Source organism: Pseudomonas sp. MAG002Y (genome assembly GCF_019400845.1).
Classification (GTDB): Bacteria; Pseudomonadota; Gammaproteobacteria; order Pseudomonadales; family Pseudomonadaceae; genus Chryseomonas; species Chryseomonas luteola.
Genome location: NZ_WOEJ01000003.1, coordinates 220858 through 238941, shown reverse-complemented (window position 1 = coordinate 238941; position 18084 = coordinate 220858). Strand labels below are relative to the sequence as shown.

The following is an 18084-nucleotide window of genomic DNA, read 5'->3' as shown; positions in this document are numbered from 1 at the left end:
GTCCGTGAGCCTCTGCGTCTGCAGGAGACTTATGCCTCCCGCACAGGCATTTAGAAGGGCTTCAGGCGACGCAGCTTGGCCAACGCCATTAGTCCGGCACCCGCAGCCACAAGGGCCACCATGCTGACGATATCCGAATCCACCGAAACGGCCTTATTGCTGGCCTTTTGGTTGAAGCGCCCGTGGGTGCGGTGCAACCCTTCGACCGGCTCGAACAGATAATCCGCCCGCTCGGGGTTTTCCGGCTCGTTGGTCATCTGCCCGCTGTAGGCCTGTTTAGCCATGACCGTATCCAGAAGCCCTGGCGCCACCATATTGCCCAGGATGGCCTGGATCGTGGTCTTGCCCAGCCAGATTTCGCGGGGCGCACGCATGGCGGCATCAAAGATGGCCCGTGCTGCGACTTCCGGCTGATAGATGGGAGGCAGTGGCTGGCCGCGCTTGCCCAACTTGTTGCGGGCCCAGTCGAATTGCGGCGTGTTGAGGGCTGGTAGGTGAACCATGGTAAGCCGGACACGACTCTTGTCATGGATCAGCTCACTGCGCAGGGAATCAGTAAATCCACGAATGGCCGCCTTGGCACCGCAATAGGCCGATTGCAGGGGAATCGACCGGTACGCCACCGCCGAGCCTACCTGCACGATAGTGCCACGGTCCCGCACCTTCATGCGCTTGAGAGCCGCCATGGTGCCGTACGTGCAGCCCAGGTAGGTCACATCTGTCACGCGGCGGTATTCCTCCGGCGTCATCGAGCCAAAAGCCCCAAGAACCGTGGTCATGGCGGCATTGACCCAGACGTTGATCGGTCCGAGTTCTGTTTCCACACGCTCCGCGGCCTGCTCGACCTGGGCGGCATCAGCCACATCAGCCTTGCAGCCCAACGCCTTGGCACCCAAGGCCTCCAGCTCGGCGACCGTCTCGGTCAGCCCCTGCTCGCCTCGGGCGATGACTGCGACCTTGTAACCCGCTTGAGCAAAATAGTGAGCGGTTGCGCGACCGATACCGGCCGTGCCGCCCGTGATGACGACTACAGGTGATTCATGCGCCATGTTGATGCCCCGACATTGTTGGAGGTGTCTTCAACGGACTGCCCTGTCAGGAAGCCAGTTCACTCCGCTGCGATGACGCCCATCGGGTTTACGGCTCTGAACCGGGCAGACGGGATGCCAGTCTTATGGTCAGGCGTATCGCTTTACAGGAGGCGCAACACCATGATCGAGGTACTCGATGCCCATCAGTGGCGGGCTTATCAAGGTGAAGACTTCCCGCTTGGCAGCTGGAAAGACGACAACGGAATCCTGCGTGCCGATCCTGCTGCCGCGCGAGTCGATCTAATCTCACGGCAATCGTATCGAAACTTTTCCCTGACGTTTGAATTCAGCCTGGCGGCAGGTGGAAATGCCGGGGTGCTGTACCGGGTTGCCGAATCCTGGCCCGAATCCTGGCAGGGCGGCCTAGAGATGCAGCTCCTGGACAATGCCAGCCACCCGGACGGGCAGAATCCGCTCACCACCCATGGCGCGCTTTATCAGCTATTGGCACCTACCGAGCCCACTCCGATTCAGCCCGGCGAATTCATGAGCGGCCAACTCATCGTTCGCGAAAACCACGTTGAACACTGGCTCGCTGGACGATGTGTATTACGCTACGACCTGTACGATACTGCCCTGCGTGAGGCCATCAGCCAGAGTAAGTTCAAACACAATCCTGATTTTGGTCTCACAGAGGGACATATCATCCTTCAGCACCATGGCGATGAAGTGTGTTTTCGTTGCCTGCAAGTCGAAGCCTTGCTCTGATCACTGCTGTAGACGCCATGCCTTAAGCAGTACGCCGTCCTTGCCTGTGACCGGATCGGCCTCTGGCATGGGCACGTGAGCAATACGAGTAACCGAGGCATCATGAGTGGCGGCATTGGCACGCTGGATATCATAGTCCTCCTGCCCGCGCGGATAGGCCCCAACGACCACGAAGTCATCGCTTTCCTCGATGCGGCAGTGCCCGGTTCCGGCGGGCAACACCAGCACATCCCCTGCCTCCACCGTCAGCTCCTGGCCGGACTCGCCTCCCAGAATGATCCGCGCGTGTCCGGATGCCACACCTAGCACCTCGTGAGCAGTCGAGTGGTAATGGTGATAGTCGAAGATACCGGCCCGCCATTGCGGTGGCCAGCCGTTCGCAGCGAACAGCTTTTCGAAGGCGGCGGCGTTGTCCTTACCCTCAAGCGGTACGGCACGATAGACCAGCACTGGAAACGTGCTGTTTGGAATACGTCCATCATTCTTGAAGAACAACCGATCCGGCTCGCCCGCCTGGGCGGGCATACTCAGCGCCGACACCGCGGGCGCAAGACTCAAGGCAAACAGCACCGCATTGTAGGTAGAGCGTGTGGAACCCATAGCTATTCCCCCGATAGGTATAACAGATTCGAAGGGCTATCCGGGTGGGAAGTTTCACAGGCCGTGCAGCCAGCTCCTCAGCAGCTCGGTAGTTCGCTCCGGCCACTCCAACGGCGGCAGATGACCACATTCGGGCAGTATCTCCAGGCATGAGCCCGGGATGCCGGCGTGCATCTTCTGCGCCTCAACCACAGGCGTGAGCTTGTCGTTTTCCCCCACGACAACCAGCGTCGGCACAGTAATGCTCGCCAGGGTCGGAATCGAATCCGGACGATCGATAATGGCCTGCTGCTGGCGTAGAAACGCATCGCGCCCTACCCGCTTGCCCATGGCGATCACCTCATCGGCAACCGGCGTACCGATCCGGCTTGGATGGATCAGGTTTGGCAACAACTGAGGGCTGATTCCCAAGAAGCGTCCACGCTCGGCCAGGGCCTTCATGCCGACCCGCTGGCGGGTACGCTCAGGGGCATCGAGGCTGGCCATGGTGTCGACAAGCGCCAGCCGCATGACCCGCTCCGGCGCCTGACGCATGATTTCGAGCGCCACGTATCCCCCCATGGACAATCCCGCCAGCGCAAACCGGGCCGGTGCCTCGGCCAGTACCCGTCTCGCCATGCCTTGAATGCTTCCGTCACGGGTCAGGTCGGCAATGTGCGTATCGGCCACGTCGGCCAGCGCTTCGGCTTGCAAACGCCACAAGGCGGCATCGCACAGAAGTCCGGGAAGAAACAACAGCGGGGCGCGGGCCTCAGGTCTGGAGGAGGCAGCAGAAGTGATCATCAGAAGGTTATTCAGCAGCAAAAGCTGCGTTCTATACGGCCTTCGTCAGCGATGCAAGTACTGACCCCTTATGGCGGCGCAAAACAGGATGGATCACACCTGCATCAAGCTGCCCTACACCACAGAGTGATGCCCACAGGCCGCCGGACCGCGTAAGCCGTTGATTCAGGCACACCCTATCGACTCTCACCCGCTGGAGGAGCGCAACTAGCCTGACAACGAGCCCTCAAGCCTCATGACAGGGCAGCCGTGGCACAGTTGCGTCTGTTATGGGCAGACGCAGTGATCTCATCACGGGCACGTCATCATTTGACGTTAAAGCCGGCCTGGGCCAGCCAGGCTCTTACTTCCGCGTAGGGATAAGCCTCCAACGCAGCAAAACCAGGCAAGCTTCTGGCTTTGAGTCGAGTGAAGGCGGGTGTGTTGAGGCCACATAGAAACCGTGTCATGGACTCAACACTGGGTACTTCTCCCCGGGAGGCCATATAGTGCTCCCGAAAGGCGCCACATAGCGTTTCAGGGTTTTGCCTATCCAAAGGCGGTAAGGCGGCCGGGGCTGGAAGGACTGCCACCGTGCCGCGGCAGACGGAACAATGCCCGCATTGCTCAGGCGCCTGCGTATCACCAAACCACTCAGCCAGACGGTGGCTCAGGCAACGGTCACTGGCGAATAGATCAAGCATGGCGTGGGTTCGCGCAACCTCGGCCTGCTCTTTTTCCTGGAAGTACCGATGCAACGTAGCGCCTAGTGTCTCGACGTCGATTGCAGCCTGTAAGCGACGATACACCTCGGTCATCTGCTTACTTTCCAGTTCAATCCAGCCTTGCTCGTGAAGCCACTCCAGCGCAGTGATTACCCGGCTACGTTCAGCGCGATACTCACGGTGCAACTGATCAAAATTGACCGTGCACCAGGTACGCGCCCGAACAGAGGTTTCGACAATAGCCTCAACAAATTGCCGACGCTCACCTTCAAATCGTTCAATCAAGGCTTCTGGTTCACGAAGGTATTTGAAACGATAATCAGCGAAATAACTGTATTGCGGCGCAATCAGGCTCTGAAGCTCCAGTTGCACGAGCAAAGTCTTGAGCGGCAACAGGCGAATGTCACTTTGATCGGACAGGCTGTTGAGCTGCAACACCCATTCGCCTTTCGGCGCCGCCTGCAGGTCCTCAAGAACGCTGCGGATACCACTCAGCTCCGGTGTGTCACCATAAACAAAATTTTCCAGCACATTCAAGGCATCGCGGTTAGCCAGTACCAGGCACTCGGAGCGCTCACCGTCACGTCCGGCGCGACCGATTTCCTGGCTATAGCTCTCGATTGATTTGGGCAGGTCGTAGTGCACTACGTAACGGATATCGCGCTTGTCGATTCCCATGCCAAAGGCAATGGTGGCCACAATACAGGTCAGTGTGCCGGCCATGAACTGCTGCTGAATGCTGTCGCGCCGTTCATGAGGCAGGCCAGCGTGGTAAGCCCCGGCACGAATCCCGGCACGTACCAACTCATCCGCCAGCTGCTCGGCTGTTTTCTGCTGCGTGACATAAACAATGCCGGACTGACTGGCCCGTGGCGCAATCCAATCCAGCAAATAACGTCGTTTGTCCTCCCCGCTGACAGGTTCGACCTGCAAGTCCAGATTGGGGCGATAGAAGCCGGTCGTCACCACATCGTCCTGAGCGATTCCAAAGCGGGCCTGCATGTCTGCAATAACCCGAGGCGTTGCCGTCGCAGTTAGCAGCAAGACCTGAGGGATCCTGAAATCACGCTGATAATCAGGGAGCTTAAGGTAGTCAGGACGAAAATTATGGCCCCACTCGGATAGGCAGTGGGCTTCGTCGATTACCAGCAAGGAAATAGGTACCTGGGCGATAAACTGGCGAAAGCGCTCATTCTTAAGCCGCTCTACCGAGATCATCAGAATCTTCAGTTCACCGGAGCGGGCCCTGGCCATAGTGGCTTGGATATCTTCACGGCGCTGTGCCGAATCGATACTGGCAGCAGCGATCCCGCGGGCCTTCAGAAACGCAAGTTGGTCCTGCATCAGGGCCAGCAGAGGCGAAATGACCAGAGTGAGGTGTGGCAGAAGCAAAGCGGGCAATTGATAGCACAGCGATTTACCCGAGCCGGTTGGAAAGATAGCAGCAGCCGAACGGCCAGCCATGACGGTACGAACTACCTGACCCTGACCAGGGCGAAAAGAGGTATAGCCGAACACATCGGCCAGAGTTTGCTCAATCACAGCGCTTCCAGGAAATGGGTGTAATCGCTAAAGAGTGAGCAAGCCGGTGCTGTCATGCAAGAAGTCTTTAGGCCATCGAAGCGGTACGCGCCTTTTCGATAAAGCGGTTGTATCACGCTGGCTTTCAACATGGGCGGTGTGCTGTAAACAATCCATGCACAGAATCAATTCAGAGGTGATCTCCAGACGTAGTAACGCTAAAAAACGATGAGATGAAGCAAAATTACTGCTGTTTTTTATTAGTGGTATGTCGATACGTCTTAATATCCGGCAAAATTGTCTTTTCCCCTTAAACGATTTCGATCAGCAGCGCCTCTTACCAAGGCGTTGACAGTATTTTTTTACCGTCTCTGATCGCCTTTGAAGGACACCTGTGTGGACACCCTTAAAAGCAAGATCCAGGCTGAAGGCCAAGTTCTTTCCGACCAAGTACTGAAAGTCGATGCCTTTCTAAACCATCAGATCGATCCGAGCCTGATGGGTGAAATTGGCGACGAGTTTGCCCGCCGGTTCGCCGGTGCAGGCGTGACCAAGATCGTTACGATCGAGGCCTCCGGCATCGCGCCCGCCATCATGACTGGTCTGAAGATGGGTGTGCCGGTGATTTTCGCTCGCAAGCATCAGTCCCTGACGCTTACCGACAACCTGCTGACCTCCACGGTCTACTCGTTCACCAAGCGTGTCGAGAGCACCATCGCGATCTCCATGACGCATCTGTCCAGCGACGACCACGTCCTGATCATTGATGACTTCCTGGCCAACGGTAAGGCGGCCCAGGCATTGATCTCCATTATCCAGCAGGCTGGCGCCAGCATCGCCGGACTGGGCATCGTGATCGAGAAGTCCTTCCAGGTCGGCCGTCAGGAGCTTGAGAAACAAGGATATCGTGTCGAGTCCCTGGCTCGGGTGAAGTCGCTGGAAGGCGGACAGGTCACGTTCGTCGAGTAATTCTGGCCTCGACAGCAACGTGCGAAGCCGTTAGCACGAAAACAGCCGTCTTTTGCCATAAACGGTTGCGATCCTTCACGATTGATCGACAGTCGGTTCCTGGAACAAGGAACCTCGCTGAATGCCTGACCTTCTACTGATGTGAATGCCCGACACAGTCAGCGGCTGTGCTCGGTTTCTTTTCCTCACAGAAAGGAGGACACATGAACGTCAGGCTTAAACCGCTCAACGAGCAAGTGATCGTTATTACCGGTGCCTCCAGTGGTATCGGTCTTGCGACGGCCCGAATGGCTGCGCAGCAGGGTGCCCGTCTGGTTCTGACGGCACGCAATGAAGAAGCACTACAGGAGATCGAGCGCAGCCTTGGAGGCGGCGATACGGTAGTGACGGTTGTTGCCGATGTTGGCCAGCGTGACGAGCTGCAGAAGGTGGCCGATAAGGCACTGGAGCGCTTTGGTGGCTTCGATACGTGGATCAATAACGCGGCGACCTCCGTCTGGGGCACGGTTGAGGAGGTCAGCGACGAGGACTGCCGCCAACTGTTCGAGACCAATTTCTGGGGTACCGTATATGGCTCAAAAATCGCGGCGGCCCACCTGCGTGAGCGTGGCGGTTCGATCATTAACATCGGTAGCCTCGAGTCCGCCGCACCGCTTCCCTACCACTCCATGTACAGCGCCAGCAAACACGCTATCAAGGCGATGACGGATGTATTGCGGGTCGAACTGCGCAAGGAGAAGGCACCTGTATCGGTGACGCTGGTCCGTCCAGCCTCCATCGACACGCTGTTCAATGACCACGCCAAGAATTACTTGTCCAGTGCGCCTGTGCTTCCTCCACCCATCTATACCCCGGAAACCGTCGCCAGAGCCATCCTGAAGGCAGCCGTCCACCCGCAACGCGATGTGTTTGTCGGCAGCCCCGCCAAGACCATGACCAAGATCGCTCAAAACTTCCCGCAGCTGTATGACCTCATCAGCGAGAAGCTCCTGGCTAATGTCATTCCCAGCGGACGCCCCGACAATAACCGTGAGGGCGAGATGTATTCGGCTGATTACACCCCAGGCAATTACGGTCAGGCCAGCGGCCGCAATCCCGGTCCCAAGATGCAGCACAGCCTGTACACCCAGGCCTCCCAGCATCCAATTGCCAGCACAGCCCTGGCTGTCCTGGGCGGTCTCGTCATTGGTGCGTTAGTAAAAGGACGCCGACACTGACGCTGCCTACCCTGCCTGCCGCTTAACACCGCGCAGGCAGGGCTTGCACCGCGCGATAAAAGCGACGGATCGCCGTATGTGATCGATTAATCGGCGAGCAAACGCTCGTCAGGCCCGGTATGATCCGCGCCCCGCTTCTCCTGCTGATTGATCCATGAAAAAACCGCAACTGGTCGCCGCGGCCGAACTCGACCGTCTTGATACCTGGGCCAAATACTATAAAGGGCTGTGCCGTGATTGCATGGCTACCTGCTGCACGCTTCCCGTAGAGGTCCGCATCAAGGACCTGATCCGCATCGGTGTAGTGGATGAGTTCGAAGCGGGCGAGCCGCCCAAGAATGTCGCCAAGCGCCTCATGAAGGAAGGCATTGTCGAGCGCTTCAACCAGAAAAGCGGCATCTTTACCCTGACCCGCCTGGCCAATAACGACTGCCTCTATCTGGATCGCAAAAGCCGCCTGTGCACCATCTACGATAAGCGCCCCGATACGTGCCGCAACCACCCGCAGATTGGGCCGCGTCCGGGCTATTGCGCCTACAAGCCCAAGGGCTAAGGCTTCAGCACACCATTTTTCGATATCAGAAAGCAAAAAACCCAGCGGTTAGGCTGGGTTTTTTGTGTGCCGTGATTCCGCCGAAGCGGTCACGAAAGACAGGATCAATTACTTGATCTTGGCTTCCTTGTACATCACGTGCTTACGCACAACCGGATCGAACTTTTTGATTTCGATCTTTTCGGGCTTGGTGCGCTTGTTCTTGTCGGTGGTGTAGAAGTGACCGGTACCGGCACTGGACACCAAACGGATCAATTCACGCATGATGAAGCTCCTTAGAATTTTTCGCCGCGAGTGCGCAGCTCGGACAGTACGGTATCAATACCGCGCTTGTCGATGATACGCATGCCCTTGGCAGAAACGCGCAGACGCACGAAACGCTTCTCGGACTCAACCCAGAAACGATGGTAGTGCAGATTCGGCAGGAAACGACGACGGGTTTTGTTGTTAGCGTGGGAAACATTGTTCCCAGTAACCGGACCCTTACCGGTCACTTGACAGACTCTAGACATGCCTCAGCCCTCATAAACCACATGCCAAACCCGGCATGGGTTGGCCGCTTGAATCGTTTGAAAATTCCGTTTAGTCGGGGCGGTGTCGGCTTTTCTGCAACACTCACAGAGCCATGCCCCGAAAAAAGAGCGCTGTTTTATACCAGAAGAGCCTTGATACATCAAGGACATAACCTATTGGGCCGACCAGGTGAGACCCGCATGGATACTGCGTTGCAGAAGGACTTCCCAAAACAATTCGACCATTCGTCGTGAAATTGAATTGAGATGAACGGTGCAGTGGTCTAGCGTAGACCCTTGGCACCATGAGCTCCATGGACGGCCACCTACCTATTCAAAAGGAGCACCCCATGCGCTTTGCCGCTTTGCCACTGCTGTTCGCGCCGCTGCTGGCCCAGGCCGCCACATTGAGCGTCTGTACCGAAGCAAGCCCCGACGGCTTTGATGTGGTGCAGTATAACTCGCTGACCACGACGAATGCTTCAGCAGATGTGTTGATGAACCGACTGGTGGAGTTCGATCCGACGCGTGGAGAGCTGGTCCCGAGCCTTGCCGAGCGGTGGCAGGTCTCCCAGGACGGTCTAACCTATGATTTCACGCTGCGCCCGGATGTGAAATTTCACCAGACCGACTACTTCAAGCCCAGTCGGGACCTCAATGCGGACGATGTGGTGTTCAGCTTCGAGCGTATGCTCGTCTCCAAGCATCCCTGGCATGGGGTCGCCAAGAGTGGCTATCCCCACGCGCAATCCATGCAGTGGCCTGACCTGATCAAGTCAGTGGAAAAGGTTGGCGACCATCAGGTGCGTATCGTCCTGAACCGTCCGGATGCCACATTCCTGCCCACGCTGAGCATGGGGTTCGCCTCGATCTATTCCGCCGAGTACGCCGATCAGCTGCTCAAGGCAGGCAAGCCCGAACAGCTCAACAGCGAGCCCATCGGCACCGGCCCGTTTGTGTTTCACCGCTTTCAGAAAGATGCAGCCATCCGTTATGAGGCCAATGCCAATTATTTTGGCGGCAAGCCCAAGGTCGATAACCTGATCTATGCCATCACGCCCGATGCCGCTGTGCGCATGCAGCGTCTCAAGCGTGGCGAGTGTCAGGTTGCACTCTCGCCCAAACCGCAGGATGTCACCGATGCTCAGAAGGATTCGACCCTGAAGGTTGTCCAGACGCCAGCATTTATGACCGCGTTCGTAGGGATCAATACCCAGCATGCTCCCCTTGATAATCCCAAGGTCCGGCAGGCCATCAACCTGGCGTTCGACAAGAAGAACTATGTGAAGGCTGTATTTGAAAACAGCGCCACTCCGGCTGGCGGCATCTACCCACCCACTACCTGGGGCTATGCCAAGGACATCACGCCGTATGCCTACGATCCGGAAAAAGCCAAGGCGCTACTGGCCGATGCAGGGCAGAAAGAGGGTTTCAGTACCACCATCTGGACGCGCCCCAGCGGCAGCCTGTTGAACCCCAATCCCAGCCTGGGCGCCCAGATGCTGCAGGCGGACCTGGCCAAGATTGGCGTCAAAGCAGACATCCGCGTGATTGAATGGGGTGAGCTGATCCGCCGCGCCAAAAATGGCGAGCACGACCTCCTGTTCATGGGTTGGGCAGGCGATAACGGCGATCCGGATAACTACCTGACACCGCAGTTCTCCTGTGCTTCGGTCAAATCCGGCCTTAACTTCGCCCGTTATTGCGATCAGACGCTCGACACGGCCATACGCGAGGGCAAGGCAGTATCCAATCAGGCGGAACGCACCAAGCGTTATCATACGGCTCAGCAGATCATTCACGATCAGGCCTTGTGGCTACCGCTGGCTCATCCTACCGTCTCGGTTCTGACCCGCCAGGGTGTAGAGGGTTATCAGGCCAACCCCTTCGGTCGCCAGGACTTCTCCAAGGTCAGCGTCAATCGATGAGGCGAGGGCGGCAGGCTTGCGTCATGCAATAGCCTGTCGCCCCAATACTTTTACAGCCAACCATATTCAGCCATGGACAATGGCTCGCCTTCGCCCACGATGAAGTGATCAAGCACCCGCACATCGATCAGCGAAAGCGCTTCCTTGAGCCGCTGGGTGAGAATGCGATCCGACTGGCTGGGTTCCGCGATGCCAGAAGGGTGGTTATGGGTGAGGATCAGGGCTGCCGCGTTATGGGCCAGGGCGCGCTTAACGACTTGTCGTGGGTAGACGCTAGCGCCATCGATGGTGCCGTGAAACAGCGCTTCGAACGCCAGAACACGGTGTTTGGCGTCCAGGAACAGGCAGCCGAAGATCTCATGGGGCTCATGACGCAGGCGGGCCTTCAGGTAGTCCTTGACGGCTTGCGGACTTTCTAGCGCGGAATCACGCCGCAGACGCTCTGCCAAGTGGCGGCGGCCCATTTCCAGAACGGCCTGCAGCTGGGTGAACTTGGCCGGCCCCAGTCCCAAATGCGCGCTGAACGAGGGCAGATCAGCCTCCAGAAGCGCCCGCAGGCTGCCGAATTCCTGCAACAGGTGGCGCGCCAGGTCTACCGCGCTCTTTCCGGTCACACCGGTACGCAGAAAGATAGCCAGCAGCTCGGCATCGGTCAGGGCAGCCGCGCCCTGCTCCAGCAACTTCTCACGGGGCCGCTCGTTGGCGGGCCAGTCGCGAATACTCATCGAACGCTCCTTGTCGATATCGGCCCGCTACTCCATGGCGGGCGCTGTGCTATCTTAGCCGCACTTTTTGCCTGGCGAACGGCTTATCGACCGCCGTTCGTACAGACGCGATATCCGTCATAAAAAGCTCCTGTAACCGGCCTCCGGGCCAGTCAGGCTCAACATAAGGCAGGCTCATGCAACGGCTTTATCGTAAACGCATCGTGCTTGGCGTCGGCGGCGGAATCGCCGCATACAAGAGTGCCGAGCTGGTGCGTCGCTTGCGCACCTGTGGCGCGGAAGTCCGGGTCGTCATGACTCAGGGCGGCCGTGAATTCATCACTCCTCTGACCCTTCAGGCCCTATCGGGCCACCCGGTGCATCTTGATCTGCTCGATCCGGCAGCCGAAGCGGCAATGGGACATATCGAGCTGGCCCGCTGGGCGGATCTCGTCCTGATCGCGCCGGCTACAGCCGATCTGATGGCCCGCCTGAGCCAGGGCATCGCCAATGACCTGCTGACCACGGTCGTGCTGGCGACCGATGCACCCGTGGCGCTGGCCCCGGCCATGAACCAGGCCATGTGGCGGGACCCGGCGACCCTGGCCAACACCGAACTGCTGAAAAGCCGTGGCTTTAAGCTCTTCGGCCCCGCCTCGGGCAGCCAGGCCTGCGGAGATGTGGGCATGGGTCGCATGCTCGAACCGGATGATCTGGCGCAACTTGCCGCTGACTGTTTCGCCCGGCAGAGCCTGACGGGTCAGCACATGCTGATCACTGCAGGCCCCACGCAGGAAAACATCGACCCGGTGCGCTACATCACCAATCACAGCTCTGGGAAAATGGGCTTTGCCCTGGCCGAGGCGGCCGTGGAAGCAGGGGCTCGCGTCACCCTGGTGACGGGCCCCGTCCACCTGCCGACGCCTGATCGCGTCAGCCGTGTGGATGTCGTCAGTGCCCGCGACATGCTGGCCGCCTGTGAGGCGGCCATGCCATGTGATGTGTTGATCGCCGCAGCCGCCGTGGCTGACTTTCGCCCAGAAGTCGTCGCGCCACACAAGCTCAAGAAAGATCCCGCCAGCGGCGAGGGCATGCTGCTTCAGATGGTGCGCAACCCAGATATTCTGGCCACCCTGGCGCGCCGCCCGGATCGGCCGTTCAGCGTAGGTTTTGCCGCCGAGACGGAGCACCTGCTCGACTACGCCTCGCGCAAGCTGGTGGACAAGAATCTCGACCTCATCGTCGCCAACGACGTAGCCAACCCGGCCATTGGCTTCAACAGCGAAGACAATGCCGTCAGCGTCATTGACCGCGACCTGCACGAAACCCGCTTCGCCCAGACCAGCAAGGGCAAGATCGCCCGCCAGCTGATCGACTTTATCGCCAACCGACTCAGACAAACCCAGACTCATGCATAACCTTCAAGCCAAGATTCTCGATCCCCGCCTCGGTACTGATTTTCCGTTGCCAGCCTACGCAACGTCCGGCTCTGCCGGGCTCGACTTACGTGCCATGCTCAAGGACGACATAACCCTGGAGCCGGGCCAGACGGTTCTGATTCCAACCGGCCTGTCCATCTACATTGCCGATCCGGGCCTGGCGGCGCTTGTTCTGCCGCGCTCGGGCCTGGGCCATAAGCACGGCATCGTGCTGGGCAATCTGGTTGGTCTGATCGACTCGGACTATCAGGGCGAACTGATGGTCTCATGCTGGAACCGTGGTCAAACCACGTTCACCATTACTGTGGGTGAACGCATCGCCCAGCTCATGCTGGTACCGGTCGTTCAGGCGCATTTCAAACTGGTGGACGAGTTCGAGCAAACCGAGCGAGGCGCAGGTGGTTTCGGACACTCCGGTACCCGCTGACCGCCGAGCCTGCCTCCCAGGGACAGAAACGAGGTGCTGCATTGAAAAACACCAAGCGCAAGGCCACGCCCAAAGGCCCCGCTCAAGAAAAGAACAAGAACGTCTCTCTGCTACCCGGTCTTCTACCTGCCCTGGCGGGCTCCCTCCTGGGATTGGGCCTGCTGTGGGGTCTCGCCATCGAGCCGCTGCAGCGGGACTCCCAGACACAATTGACCCAGGCCTGGGGACAAGGGCAGGCCGCCGCTGTGAGCCAGGCGCTGAGCCAGCTGGAAAATCGCGCCCGCATGACTGCTGCCGAGCCCATGGTGGTCCAGGCACTGACCCAGTCCAACGAGGACTTGCGCTCATCAGCTGAGCAGATTCTTCAGCACGGCGGCCTGATCGATGCCCATCTGGTTCGTCAGAACACCAGCCAGCCCAACGAGACAAGGCCGGGGCCCTTGAACTTCGCCGCTCTGGATCTGGCACGTCGTGTCAGCTCAGGGCAGCCTGCCGGATCAGAAGCCTACCGGGTCGGCCAGAAATGGCTGGTTTATACCGCAGCCCCCGTTACTGCAAGCGACAGCCGGGTCGTTGGCACCGTCCTGCTGGTACAGGACCTGCGCGTCTTGCTAAGCGGCCTGACAGGCATGCCCATCGAGGCGGGCCACTGGCAGCTGACCCAGCGCTTCAACCAGGCTGCGCCTCAACGGTTGGCAGAGGGCGGCATACCGGTTACTGCCGATACGCATACCTTCAAGACCAATAACCCTCTCTGGACGCTGGAAGTAATACCGGCCACCTCGTTCAGTGCCGGCTGGCCGCTATGGACGCTGCCAGCGGCGCTCATCCTGTCACTGGCCGGGGCCGGGGCCGGGCTTTTGCTGCTCCGCAGGATCCTGCAACGGCGTCTCGTTGACGATGTGTGCAGTCTCTCCCGTTTTCATCAGGAACTTGTTAGCGGTCTTGTGGCCCAACGGCCTGTTTTGCGGTTCTCACAACTCGAACCCCTGACACAGGCACTGGTCGGGCCACCGCCGAAATCCACCGAAGCAGCCGCTTCGGTCACGGCGCCTGTAGAGGCGACCGTAACGGCATTGGCCAAGCAAGGCAGCGCGTCGTATACAGACCCGATGTTTCCAAGCAGTGACGACATACTTGATATCGATATCCTCGACGAAGACCAGGATCTCCTGGGATTGGAGAAACCCCTAATGAGCAACACCGTTCAAGCCCCGAAACTCAATACCAGCATTTTCCGCGCCTACGACATCCGTGGCGTAGTGGGCGACTCCCTGACGCCGGAAACCGCGTACTGGATCGGTCGCGCCATCGGCTCCGAAAGTCTGGCCCGTAACGAGCCCAACGTGGCCGTAGGCCGTGATGGCCGTCTGTCCGGCCCGGAACTGGTCGAGCAGCTGATCAAGGGGATCGCTGATACCGGCGCAACCGTCAGCGACATCGGCATGGTGCCTACACCCGTCCTGTACTACGCAGCCAACGTTCTGGCTGGCAAGTCCGGTGTGATGCTCACAGGTAGCCACAATCCGCCGGATTACAACGGTTTCAAGATCGTGATCGCCGGCGAGACCCTGGCCAACGAAAGCATTCAGCGCCTGCGCGAGCGCATCGAGACCGGCGACGTTGCAACCGGCCAGGGCACCGTTGAGAAGATCGACGTCCTGGAGCGTTATTTCGACCAGATCAAGAACGACATCGTCCTGGCCAAGAAGCTGAAAGTCGTGGTCGACTGCGGCAACGGTGTGGCCGGTGTGGTTGCACCCCAGCTGATCGAAGCCCTGGGCTGCACCGTTATTCCGCTGTTCTGCGACGTTGACGGCAACTTCCCGAACCACCATCCGGATCCGGGCAAGCCCGAGAACCTGGAAGACCTGATTGCCAAGGTCAAGGAAACCGGCGCCGACCTGGGTCTGGCCTTTGATGGCGACGGCGACCGCGTAGGCGTCGTGACCAACGAAGGCAACATCATTTATCCCGACCAGCTGCTGATGCTGTTCGCCAAGGATGTGGTATCCCGCAACCCGGGCGCCGATATCATCTTTGACGTTAAGTGCACCCGCCGCCTGAACAACCTGATTGCCGGCTACGGCGGTCGTCCGATCATGTGGAAAACCGGTCACTCCCTCATCAAGAAGAAGATGAAGGAAACCGGTGCTCTGCTGGCGGGCGAGATGAGCGGTCATGTGTTCTTCAAAGAGCGCTGGTATGGCTTTGACGATGGCATCTACAGCGCCGTGCGTCTGCTCGAGATCCTGAGCCAGGAGAAGGGCACCGCCCAGCAAGTATTTGATACCTTCCCGGTGGATATCTCTACACCCGAGATCAATATCCAGGTGACCGAAGAAGGCAAGTTCGGCATCATCGATGCCCTGCAGCGCGATGCCAAGTGGGGTGACGCACAGATCACCACATTGGACGGCGTGCGTGTCGACTATCAAGAAGGCTGGGGTCTGGTCCGTGCGTCCAACACCACGCCGGTACTGGTGCTGCGCTTCGAGGCTGAAACCCAAGAAGAGCTGGACCGTATCAAGGATGTCTTCCGCAAGCAGCTGCTTGCCGTTCAGCCTGACCTGAACCTGCCGTTCTAACATTCGAACCGCAGAATAAAGGGCGCCCAGGCGCCCTTTATTTTTATCGACCTGAGGAGTACGCCATGACCCTGAGCCGCGATGATGCCTCGCATGTCGCCCAAGTGCTTTCCGAAGCGCTGCCCTATATTCGCCGTTTCGTCGGCAAGACGCTGGTAATCAAGTACGGCGGCAACGCCATGGAAAGCGATGAGCTCAAGGCCGGCTTCGCCCGAGACATCGTGTTGATGAAGGCCGTGGGGATCAACCCGGTCGTGGTGCATGGTGGCGGCCCCCAGATCGGTGATCTGCTCAAGCGCCTGAGCATCGAAAGTAATTTCATCGACGGCATGCGTGTCACCGACAGCCAGACCATGGACGTCGTGGAAATGGTGCTGGGCGGTCAGGTGAACAAGGACATCGTCAATCTGATCAACCGTCATGGCGGTCGTGCCATTGGCCTGACCGGCAAGGATGCCAACCTGATTCGAGCGACCAAGCTTACTGTTAGCCGTCAGACACCGGAAATGACCAAGCCGGAAATCATCGATATCGGTCAGGTCGGGGAGGTCAGCGGTGTAAACACCGAACTTCTGAATATGCTGGTATCGGGCGATTTCATTCCCGTCATTGCACCCATTGGCGTGGGCGCAAACGGGGAATCCTACAACATCAACGCGGACCTGGTGGCAGGGAAGGTAGCCGAAGCCCTCAAGGCTGAAAAGTTGATGCTTCTCACAAATATCGCCGGTTTGATGGACAAAGAAGGGCAGGTTCTGACCGGATTAACCACTGAGCAGGTAAACGGCCTGATTGCCGACGGCACCATTTACGGGGGCATGCTGCCCAAGATTCGCTGTGCCTTGGAAGCGGTACAGGGCGGAGTACAAAGCGCCCACATTATTGATGGCCGCGTCCCTAATGCTGTACTGCTGGAGATCTTCACCGATATCGGTGTGGGCACATTGATTACCAATCAGCAGCTGTAAGCATAAAAACGGGGCTCAGGCCCCGTTTTCAGTGGAATCGCTTACTCACCCAGAAGCTGTACGATCCGGGCGCGATCCGTATTGAAGTTAGCCTCTGCCGTCTGGCGATCCTTGATATACCGGTCCAGCTCGCTCTGCAGGCGATGCTCTTCCCCCTTGAGCGCCTCGATCCGCTGAAGCAGATCGTCCGGCACAGCCTGACCACCACGCTGATAACTGGCCGCCTGGCTCATGAGCGTGTCGCGCTGCTGGTTGAGTGCCTGAAGATTCCCGCGCTTGACGGCCGCCAAGCCGTCCAGCTCGTTCAGTTTACGCACCTTGGCGCGGTCGACATCCGCCACACTGCTGTACAGCCTGAGGAGATTTGCGTCCGCCTGGGCCTGCTGCTTGGCTGCCGCCCGTCGGAGAATTTCTTCAGCAGGCGGGGCAGGGGGCACGACCTTCATGACGCGCCCCTGCTCGTTGAGAATATCGTATCCCTTGCCTGCATATTCGGCCGGCACGCCCTGCCGATCGATTACGGTCACACCGTTGCGATCCACATAGCGATACAGCTGGATGGGGGTGGACTCAGCAGCCAGAACACTACTTGTCAGTAAAATCAGGGCGCTCCCAAGCACCGCCTTTTTTCTTCTCGCCACCGCCATCTCGCCTCATGCGTCAGTTCAGATACCGTAATTCGCGCGGTAGGCTTCAACAGCCGGCAGATGCTGCTTCAGCTCAGTGTCACCGGCCAGATACTCCAGTACCTGATCCAGGGCCACGATACTGACGACCGGCATTCCAAAGTCCCGCTCGACCTCTTGAATGGCCGACAACTCGCCTTTACCACGCTCCTGACGATTCAATGCAATCAATACGCCAGCAGGCGTGGCGCCTTGTGCCTGGATGATCTGCATGACCTCGCGGATTGCAGTACCGGCCGTGATGACATCGTCGATAATCAGGACGCGACCCGCCAGCGGAGCCCCCACCAACATGCCGCCTTCACCGTGATCCTTGGCCTCTTTTCGGTTGAAGCACCAAGGCAGGTCACGACCATGTTCTTCGGCCAGCGCAACGGCTGTAGCGGCAGCCAGCGGAATCCCTTTATAGGCCGGACCGAACAATACGTCGAAATTAAGGCCTGAGTCTGTGACCGCAGCGGCGTAGAAACGTCCTAGCTGAGCCAAGGCGTTTCCGCTGTTGAACAAACCGGCATTGAAGAAATACGGACTAACACGTCCGGACTTCAATGTGAATTCACCGAAGCGCAGAACTCCGCGCTCGATAGCAAAACGAATGAAATTGCGTTGATACGCCTGCATTACGAAAATCCCGGGCGGCATGAATTTAGCTAAAGCGTTTGAGCTCGGGTATCATACATCCACGA

General features: G+C 58.6%; 18 protein-coding genes. 9 read left to right on the top strand and 9 right to left on the bottom strand.

Features of this window, described 5'->3' with window-relative positions; translation table 11 throughout:
* Nucleotides 1–50: 50 nt before the first annotated feature.
* Nucleotides 51–1049: an SDR family oxidoreductase gene (locus GM154_RS06295; protein WP_010796467.1), complete on the bottom strand. Its 999-nt coding sequence runs from the start codon at nucleotides 1047–1049 to the stop codon at nucleotides 51–53.
* 162 nt (nucleotides 1050–1211) lie between these two features.
* Between GM154_RS06295 and GM154_RS06290 the strand changes: the two genes are divergently transcribed.
* Complete coding sequence (locus GM154_RS06290) at nucleotides 1212–1799, top strand: DUF1080 domain-containing protein (RefSeq protein WP_219651398.1); 588 nt, start codon at nucleotides 1212–1214, stop codon at nucleotides 1797–1799.
* Here the strand turns inward: GM154_RS06290 and GM154_RS06285 are convergent, their stop codons facing one another.
* From GM154_RS06285 to GM154_RS06275, 3 genes are all read right to left on the bottom strand, one after another.
* On the bottom strand, nucleotides 1800–2324 hold the full coding sequence (locus tag GM154_RS06285) for a cupin domain-containing protein (RefSeq protein WP_219651551.1): 525 nt from the start codon (nucleotides 2322–2324) through the stop codon (nucleotides 1800–1802).
* Nucleotides 2325–2453: 129 nt separating this feature from the next.
* Nucleotides 2454–3182: an alpha/beta fold hydrolase gene (locus GM154_RS06280; RefSeq protein WP_219651396.1), complete on the bottom strand. Its 729-nt coding sequence runs from the start codon at nucleotides 3180–3182 to the stop codon at nucleotides 2454–2456.
* A 305-nt stretch (nucleotides 3183–3487) separates the two neighbouring features.
* The gene (locus GM154_RS06275) at nucleotides 3488–5425 is read right to left on the bottom strand and encodes an ATP-dependent DNA helicase RecQ (RefSeq protein ID WP_219651549.1); all 1938 of its coding nucleotides are present in this window, start codon (nucleotides 5423–5425) and stop codon (nucleotides 3488–3490) included.
* A gap of 378 nt (nucleotides 5426–5803) precedes the next feature.
* Here GM154_RS06275 and xpt point away from each other — a divergent pair, with 378 nt between their 5' ends.
* From xpt to GM154_RS06260, 3 genes are all read left to right on the top strand, one after another.
* Nucleotides 5804–6376, top strand: a complete 573-nt coding sequence (gene xpt, locus GM154_RS06270) for a xanthine phosphoribosyltransferase (protein ID WP_074821173.1) — start codon at nucleotides 5804–5806, stop codon at nucleotides 6374–6376.
* A gap of 203 nt (nucleotides 6377–6579) precedes the next feature.
* A complete protein-coding gene (locus tag GM154_RS06265; RefSeq protein WP_074821168.1) occupies nucleotides 6580–7593 on the top strand; it encodes an SDR family oxidoreductase in 1014 nt (337 codons plus the stop codon).
* Nucleotides 7594–7747: 154 nt separating this feature from the next.
* A complete protein-coding gene (locus tag GM154_RS06260) occupies nucleotides 7748–8146 on the top strand; it encodes a YkgJ family cysteine cluster protein (protein WP_010796460.1) in 399 nt (132 codons plus the stop codon).
* A gap of 108 nt (nucleotides 8147–8254) precedes the next feature.
* Here GM154_RS06260 and rpmG read toward each other — a convergent pair whose 3' ends face one another.
* Nucleotides 8255–8410, bottom strand: coding sequence for a 50S ribosomal protein L33 (rpmG, locus tag GM154_RS06255; RefSeq protein ID WP_010796459.1), 156 nt, complete (start codon nucleotides 8408–8410; stop codon nucleotides 8255–8257).
* Nucleotides 8411–8421: 11 nt separating this feature from the next.
* Entirely contained in the window at nucleotides 8422–8658 is a 237-nt protein-coding gene (gene rpmB / locus GM154_RS06250; RefSeq protein ID WP_010796458.1) for a 50S ribosomal protein L28, read from the bottom strand.
* Between the two features lie 350 nt (nucleotides 8659–9008).
* Here rpmB and GM154_RS06245 point away from each other — a divergent pair, with 350 nt between their 5' ends.
* Nucleotides 9009–10586 carry an ABC transporter substrate-binding protein gene (locus GM154_RS06245; protein ID WP_219651394.1) on the top strand — a complete coding sequence of 526 codons (1578 nt, stop codon included), beginning with the start codon at nucleotides 9009–9011 and terminating at the stop codon, nucleotides 10584–10586.
* Between the two features lie 50 nt (nucleotides 10587–10636).
* On the opposite strand, the gene radC is transcribed toward GM154_RS06245, so the two are convergent.
* Nucleotides 10637–11311, bottom strand: coding sequence for a DNA repair protein RadC (radC, locus tag GM154_RS06240; RefSeq protein ID WP_010796456.1), 675 nt, complete (start codon nucleotides 11309–11311; stop codon nucleotides 10637–10639).
* 176 nt (nucleotides 11312–11487) lie between these two features.
* Between radC and coaBC the strand changes: the two genes are divergently transcribed.
* From coaBC to argB, 4 genes are all read left to right on the top strand, one after another.
* Entirely contained in the window at nucleotides 11488–12708 is a 1221-nt protein-coding gene (gene coaBC / locus GM154_RS06235; RefSeq protein WP_010796455.1) for a bifunctional phosphopantothenoylcysteine decarboxylase/phosphopantothenate--cysteine ligase CoaBC, read from the top strand.
* Complete coding sequence (dut, locus tag GM154_RS06230; protein WP_197872415.1) at nucleotides 12701–13156, top strand: dUTP diphosphatase; 456 nt, start codon at nucleotides 12701–12703, stop codon at nucleotides 13154–13156. The genes coaBC and dut overlap by 8 nt, the downstream gene beginning before the upstream one ends.
* Before the next feature lie 1193 nt (nucleotides 13157–14349).
* Nucleotides 14350–15744: a phosphomannomutase/phosphoglucomutase gene (gene algC, locus GM154_RS25895; protein WP_216822593.1), complete on the top strand. Its 1395-nt coding sequence runs from the start codon at nucleotides 14350–14352 to the stop codon at nucleotides 15742–15744.
* Nucleotides 15745–15809: 65 nt separating this feature from the next.
* The gene (gene argB, locus GM154_RS06220; RefSeq protein ID WP_010796452.1) at nucleotides 15810–16712 is read left to right on the top strand and encodes an acetylglutamate kinase; all 903 of its coding nucleotides are present in this window, start codon (nucleotides 15810–15812) and stop codon (nucleotides 16710–16712) included.
* A gap of 41 nt (nucleotides 16713–16753) precedes the next feature.
* Here the strand turns inward: argB and GM154_RS06215 are convergent, their stop codons facing one another.
* Together GM154_RS06215 and pyrE are read right to left on the bottom strand one after the other, a co-directional pair.
* A complete protein-coding gene (locus GM154_RS06215) occupies nucleotides 16754–17353 on the bottom strand; it encodes a DUF4124 domain-containing protein (protein ID WP_372238879.1) in 600 nt (199 codons plus the stop codon).
* Nucleotides 17354–17377: 24 nt separating this feature from the next.
* Nucleotides 17378–18019, bottom strand: coding sequence for an orotate phosphoribosyltransferase (gene pyrE, locus GM154_RS06210; protein WP_122041140.1), 642 nt, complete (start codon nucleotides 18017–18019; stop codon nucleotides 17378–17380).
* Nucleotides 18020–18084: the final 65 nt, after the last annotated feature.

What these genes read in the sequence shown, in the direction of transcription:
- GM154_RS06295 (WP_010796467.1), bottom strand. Translation starts at nt 1,049, where the DNA reads ATGGCGCATGAATCACCTGTAGTCGTCATCACGGGCGGCACGGCCGGT.
- GM154_RS06290 (WP_219651398.1), top strand. Translation starts at nt 1,212, where the DNA reads ATGATCGAGGTACTCGATGCCCATCAGTGGCGGGCTTATCAAGGTGAA.
- GM154_RS06285 (WP_219651551.1), bottom strand. Translation starts at nt 2,324, where the DNA reads ATGCCCGCCCAGGCGGGCGAGCCGGATCGGTTGTTCTTCAAGAATGAT.
- GM154_RS06280 (WP_219651396.1), bottom strand. Translation starts at nt 3,182, where the DNA reads ATGATCACTTCTGCTGCCTCCTCCAGACCTGAGGCCCGCGCCCCGCTG.
- GM154_RS06265 (WP_074821168.1), top strand. Translation starts at nt 6,580, where the DNA reads ATGAACGTCAGGCTTAAACCGCTCAACGAGCAAGTGATCGTTATTACC.
- GM154_RS06260 (WP_010796460.1), top strand. Translation starts at nt 7,748, where the DNA reads ATGAAAAAACCGCAACTGGTCGCCGCGGCCGAACTCGACCGTCTTGAT.
- rpmG (WP_010796459.1), bottom strand. Translation starts at nt 8,410, where the DNA reads ATGCGTGAATTGATCCGTTTGGTGTCCAGTGCCGGTACCGGTCACTTC.
- rpmB (WP_010796458.1), bottom strand. Translation starts at nt 8,658, where the DNA reads ATGTCTAGAGTCTGTCAAGTGACCGGTAAGGGTCCGGTTACTGGGAAC.
- GM154_RS06245 (WP_219651394.1), top strand. Translation starts at nt 9,009, where the DNA reads ATGCGCTTTGCCGCTTTGCCACTGCTGTTCGCGCCGCTGCTGGCCCAG.
- radC (WP_010796456.1), bottom strand. Translation starts at nt 11,311, where the DNA reads ATGAGTATTCGCGACTGGCCCGCCAACGAGCGGCCCCGTGAGAAGTTG.
- coaBC (WP_010796455.1), top strand. Translation starts at nt 11,488, where the DNA reads ATGCAACGGCTTTATCGTAAACGCATCGTGCTTGGCGTCGGCGGCGGA.
- dut (WP_197872415.1), top strand. Translation starts at nt 12,701, where the DNA reads ATGCATAACCTTCAAGCCAAGATTCTCGATCCCCGCCTCGGTACTGAT.
- algC (WP_216822593.1), top strand. Translation starts at nt 14,350, where the DNA reads ATGAGCAACACCGTTCAAGCCCCGAAACTCAATACCAGCATTTTCCGC.
- argB (WP_010796452.1), top strand. Translation starts at nt 15,810, where the DNA reads ATGACCCTGAGCCGCGATGATGCCTCGCATGTCGCCCAAGTGCTTTCC.
- pyrE (WP_122041140.1), bottom strand. Translation starts at nt 18,019, where the DNA reads ATGCAGGCGTATCAACGCAATTTCATTCGTTTTGCTATCGAGCGCGGA.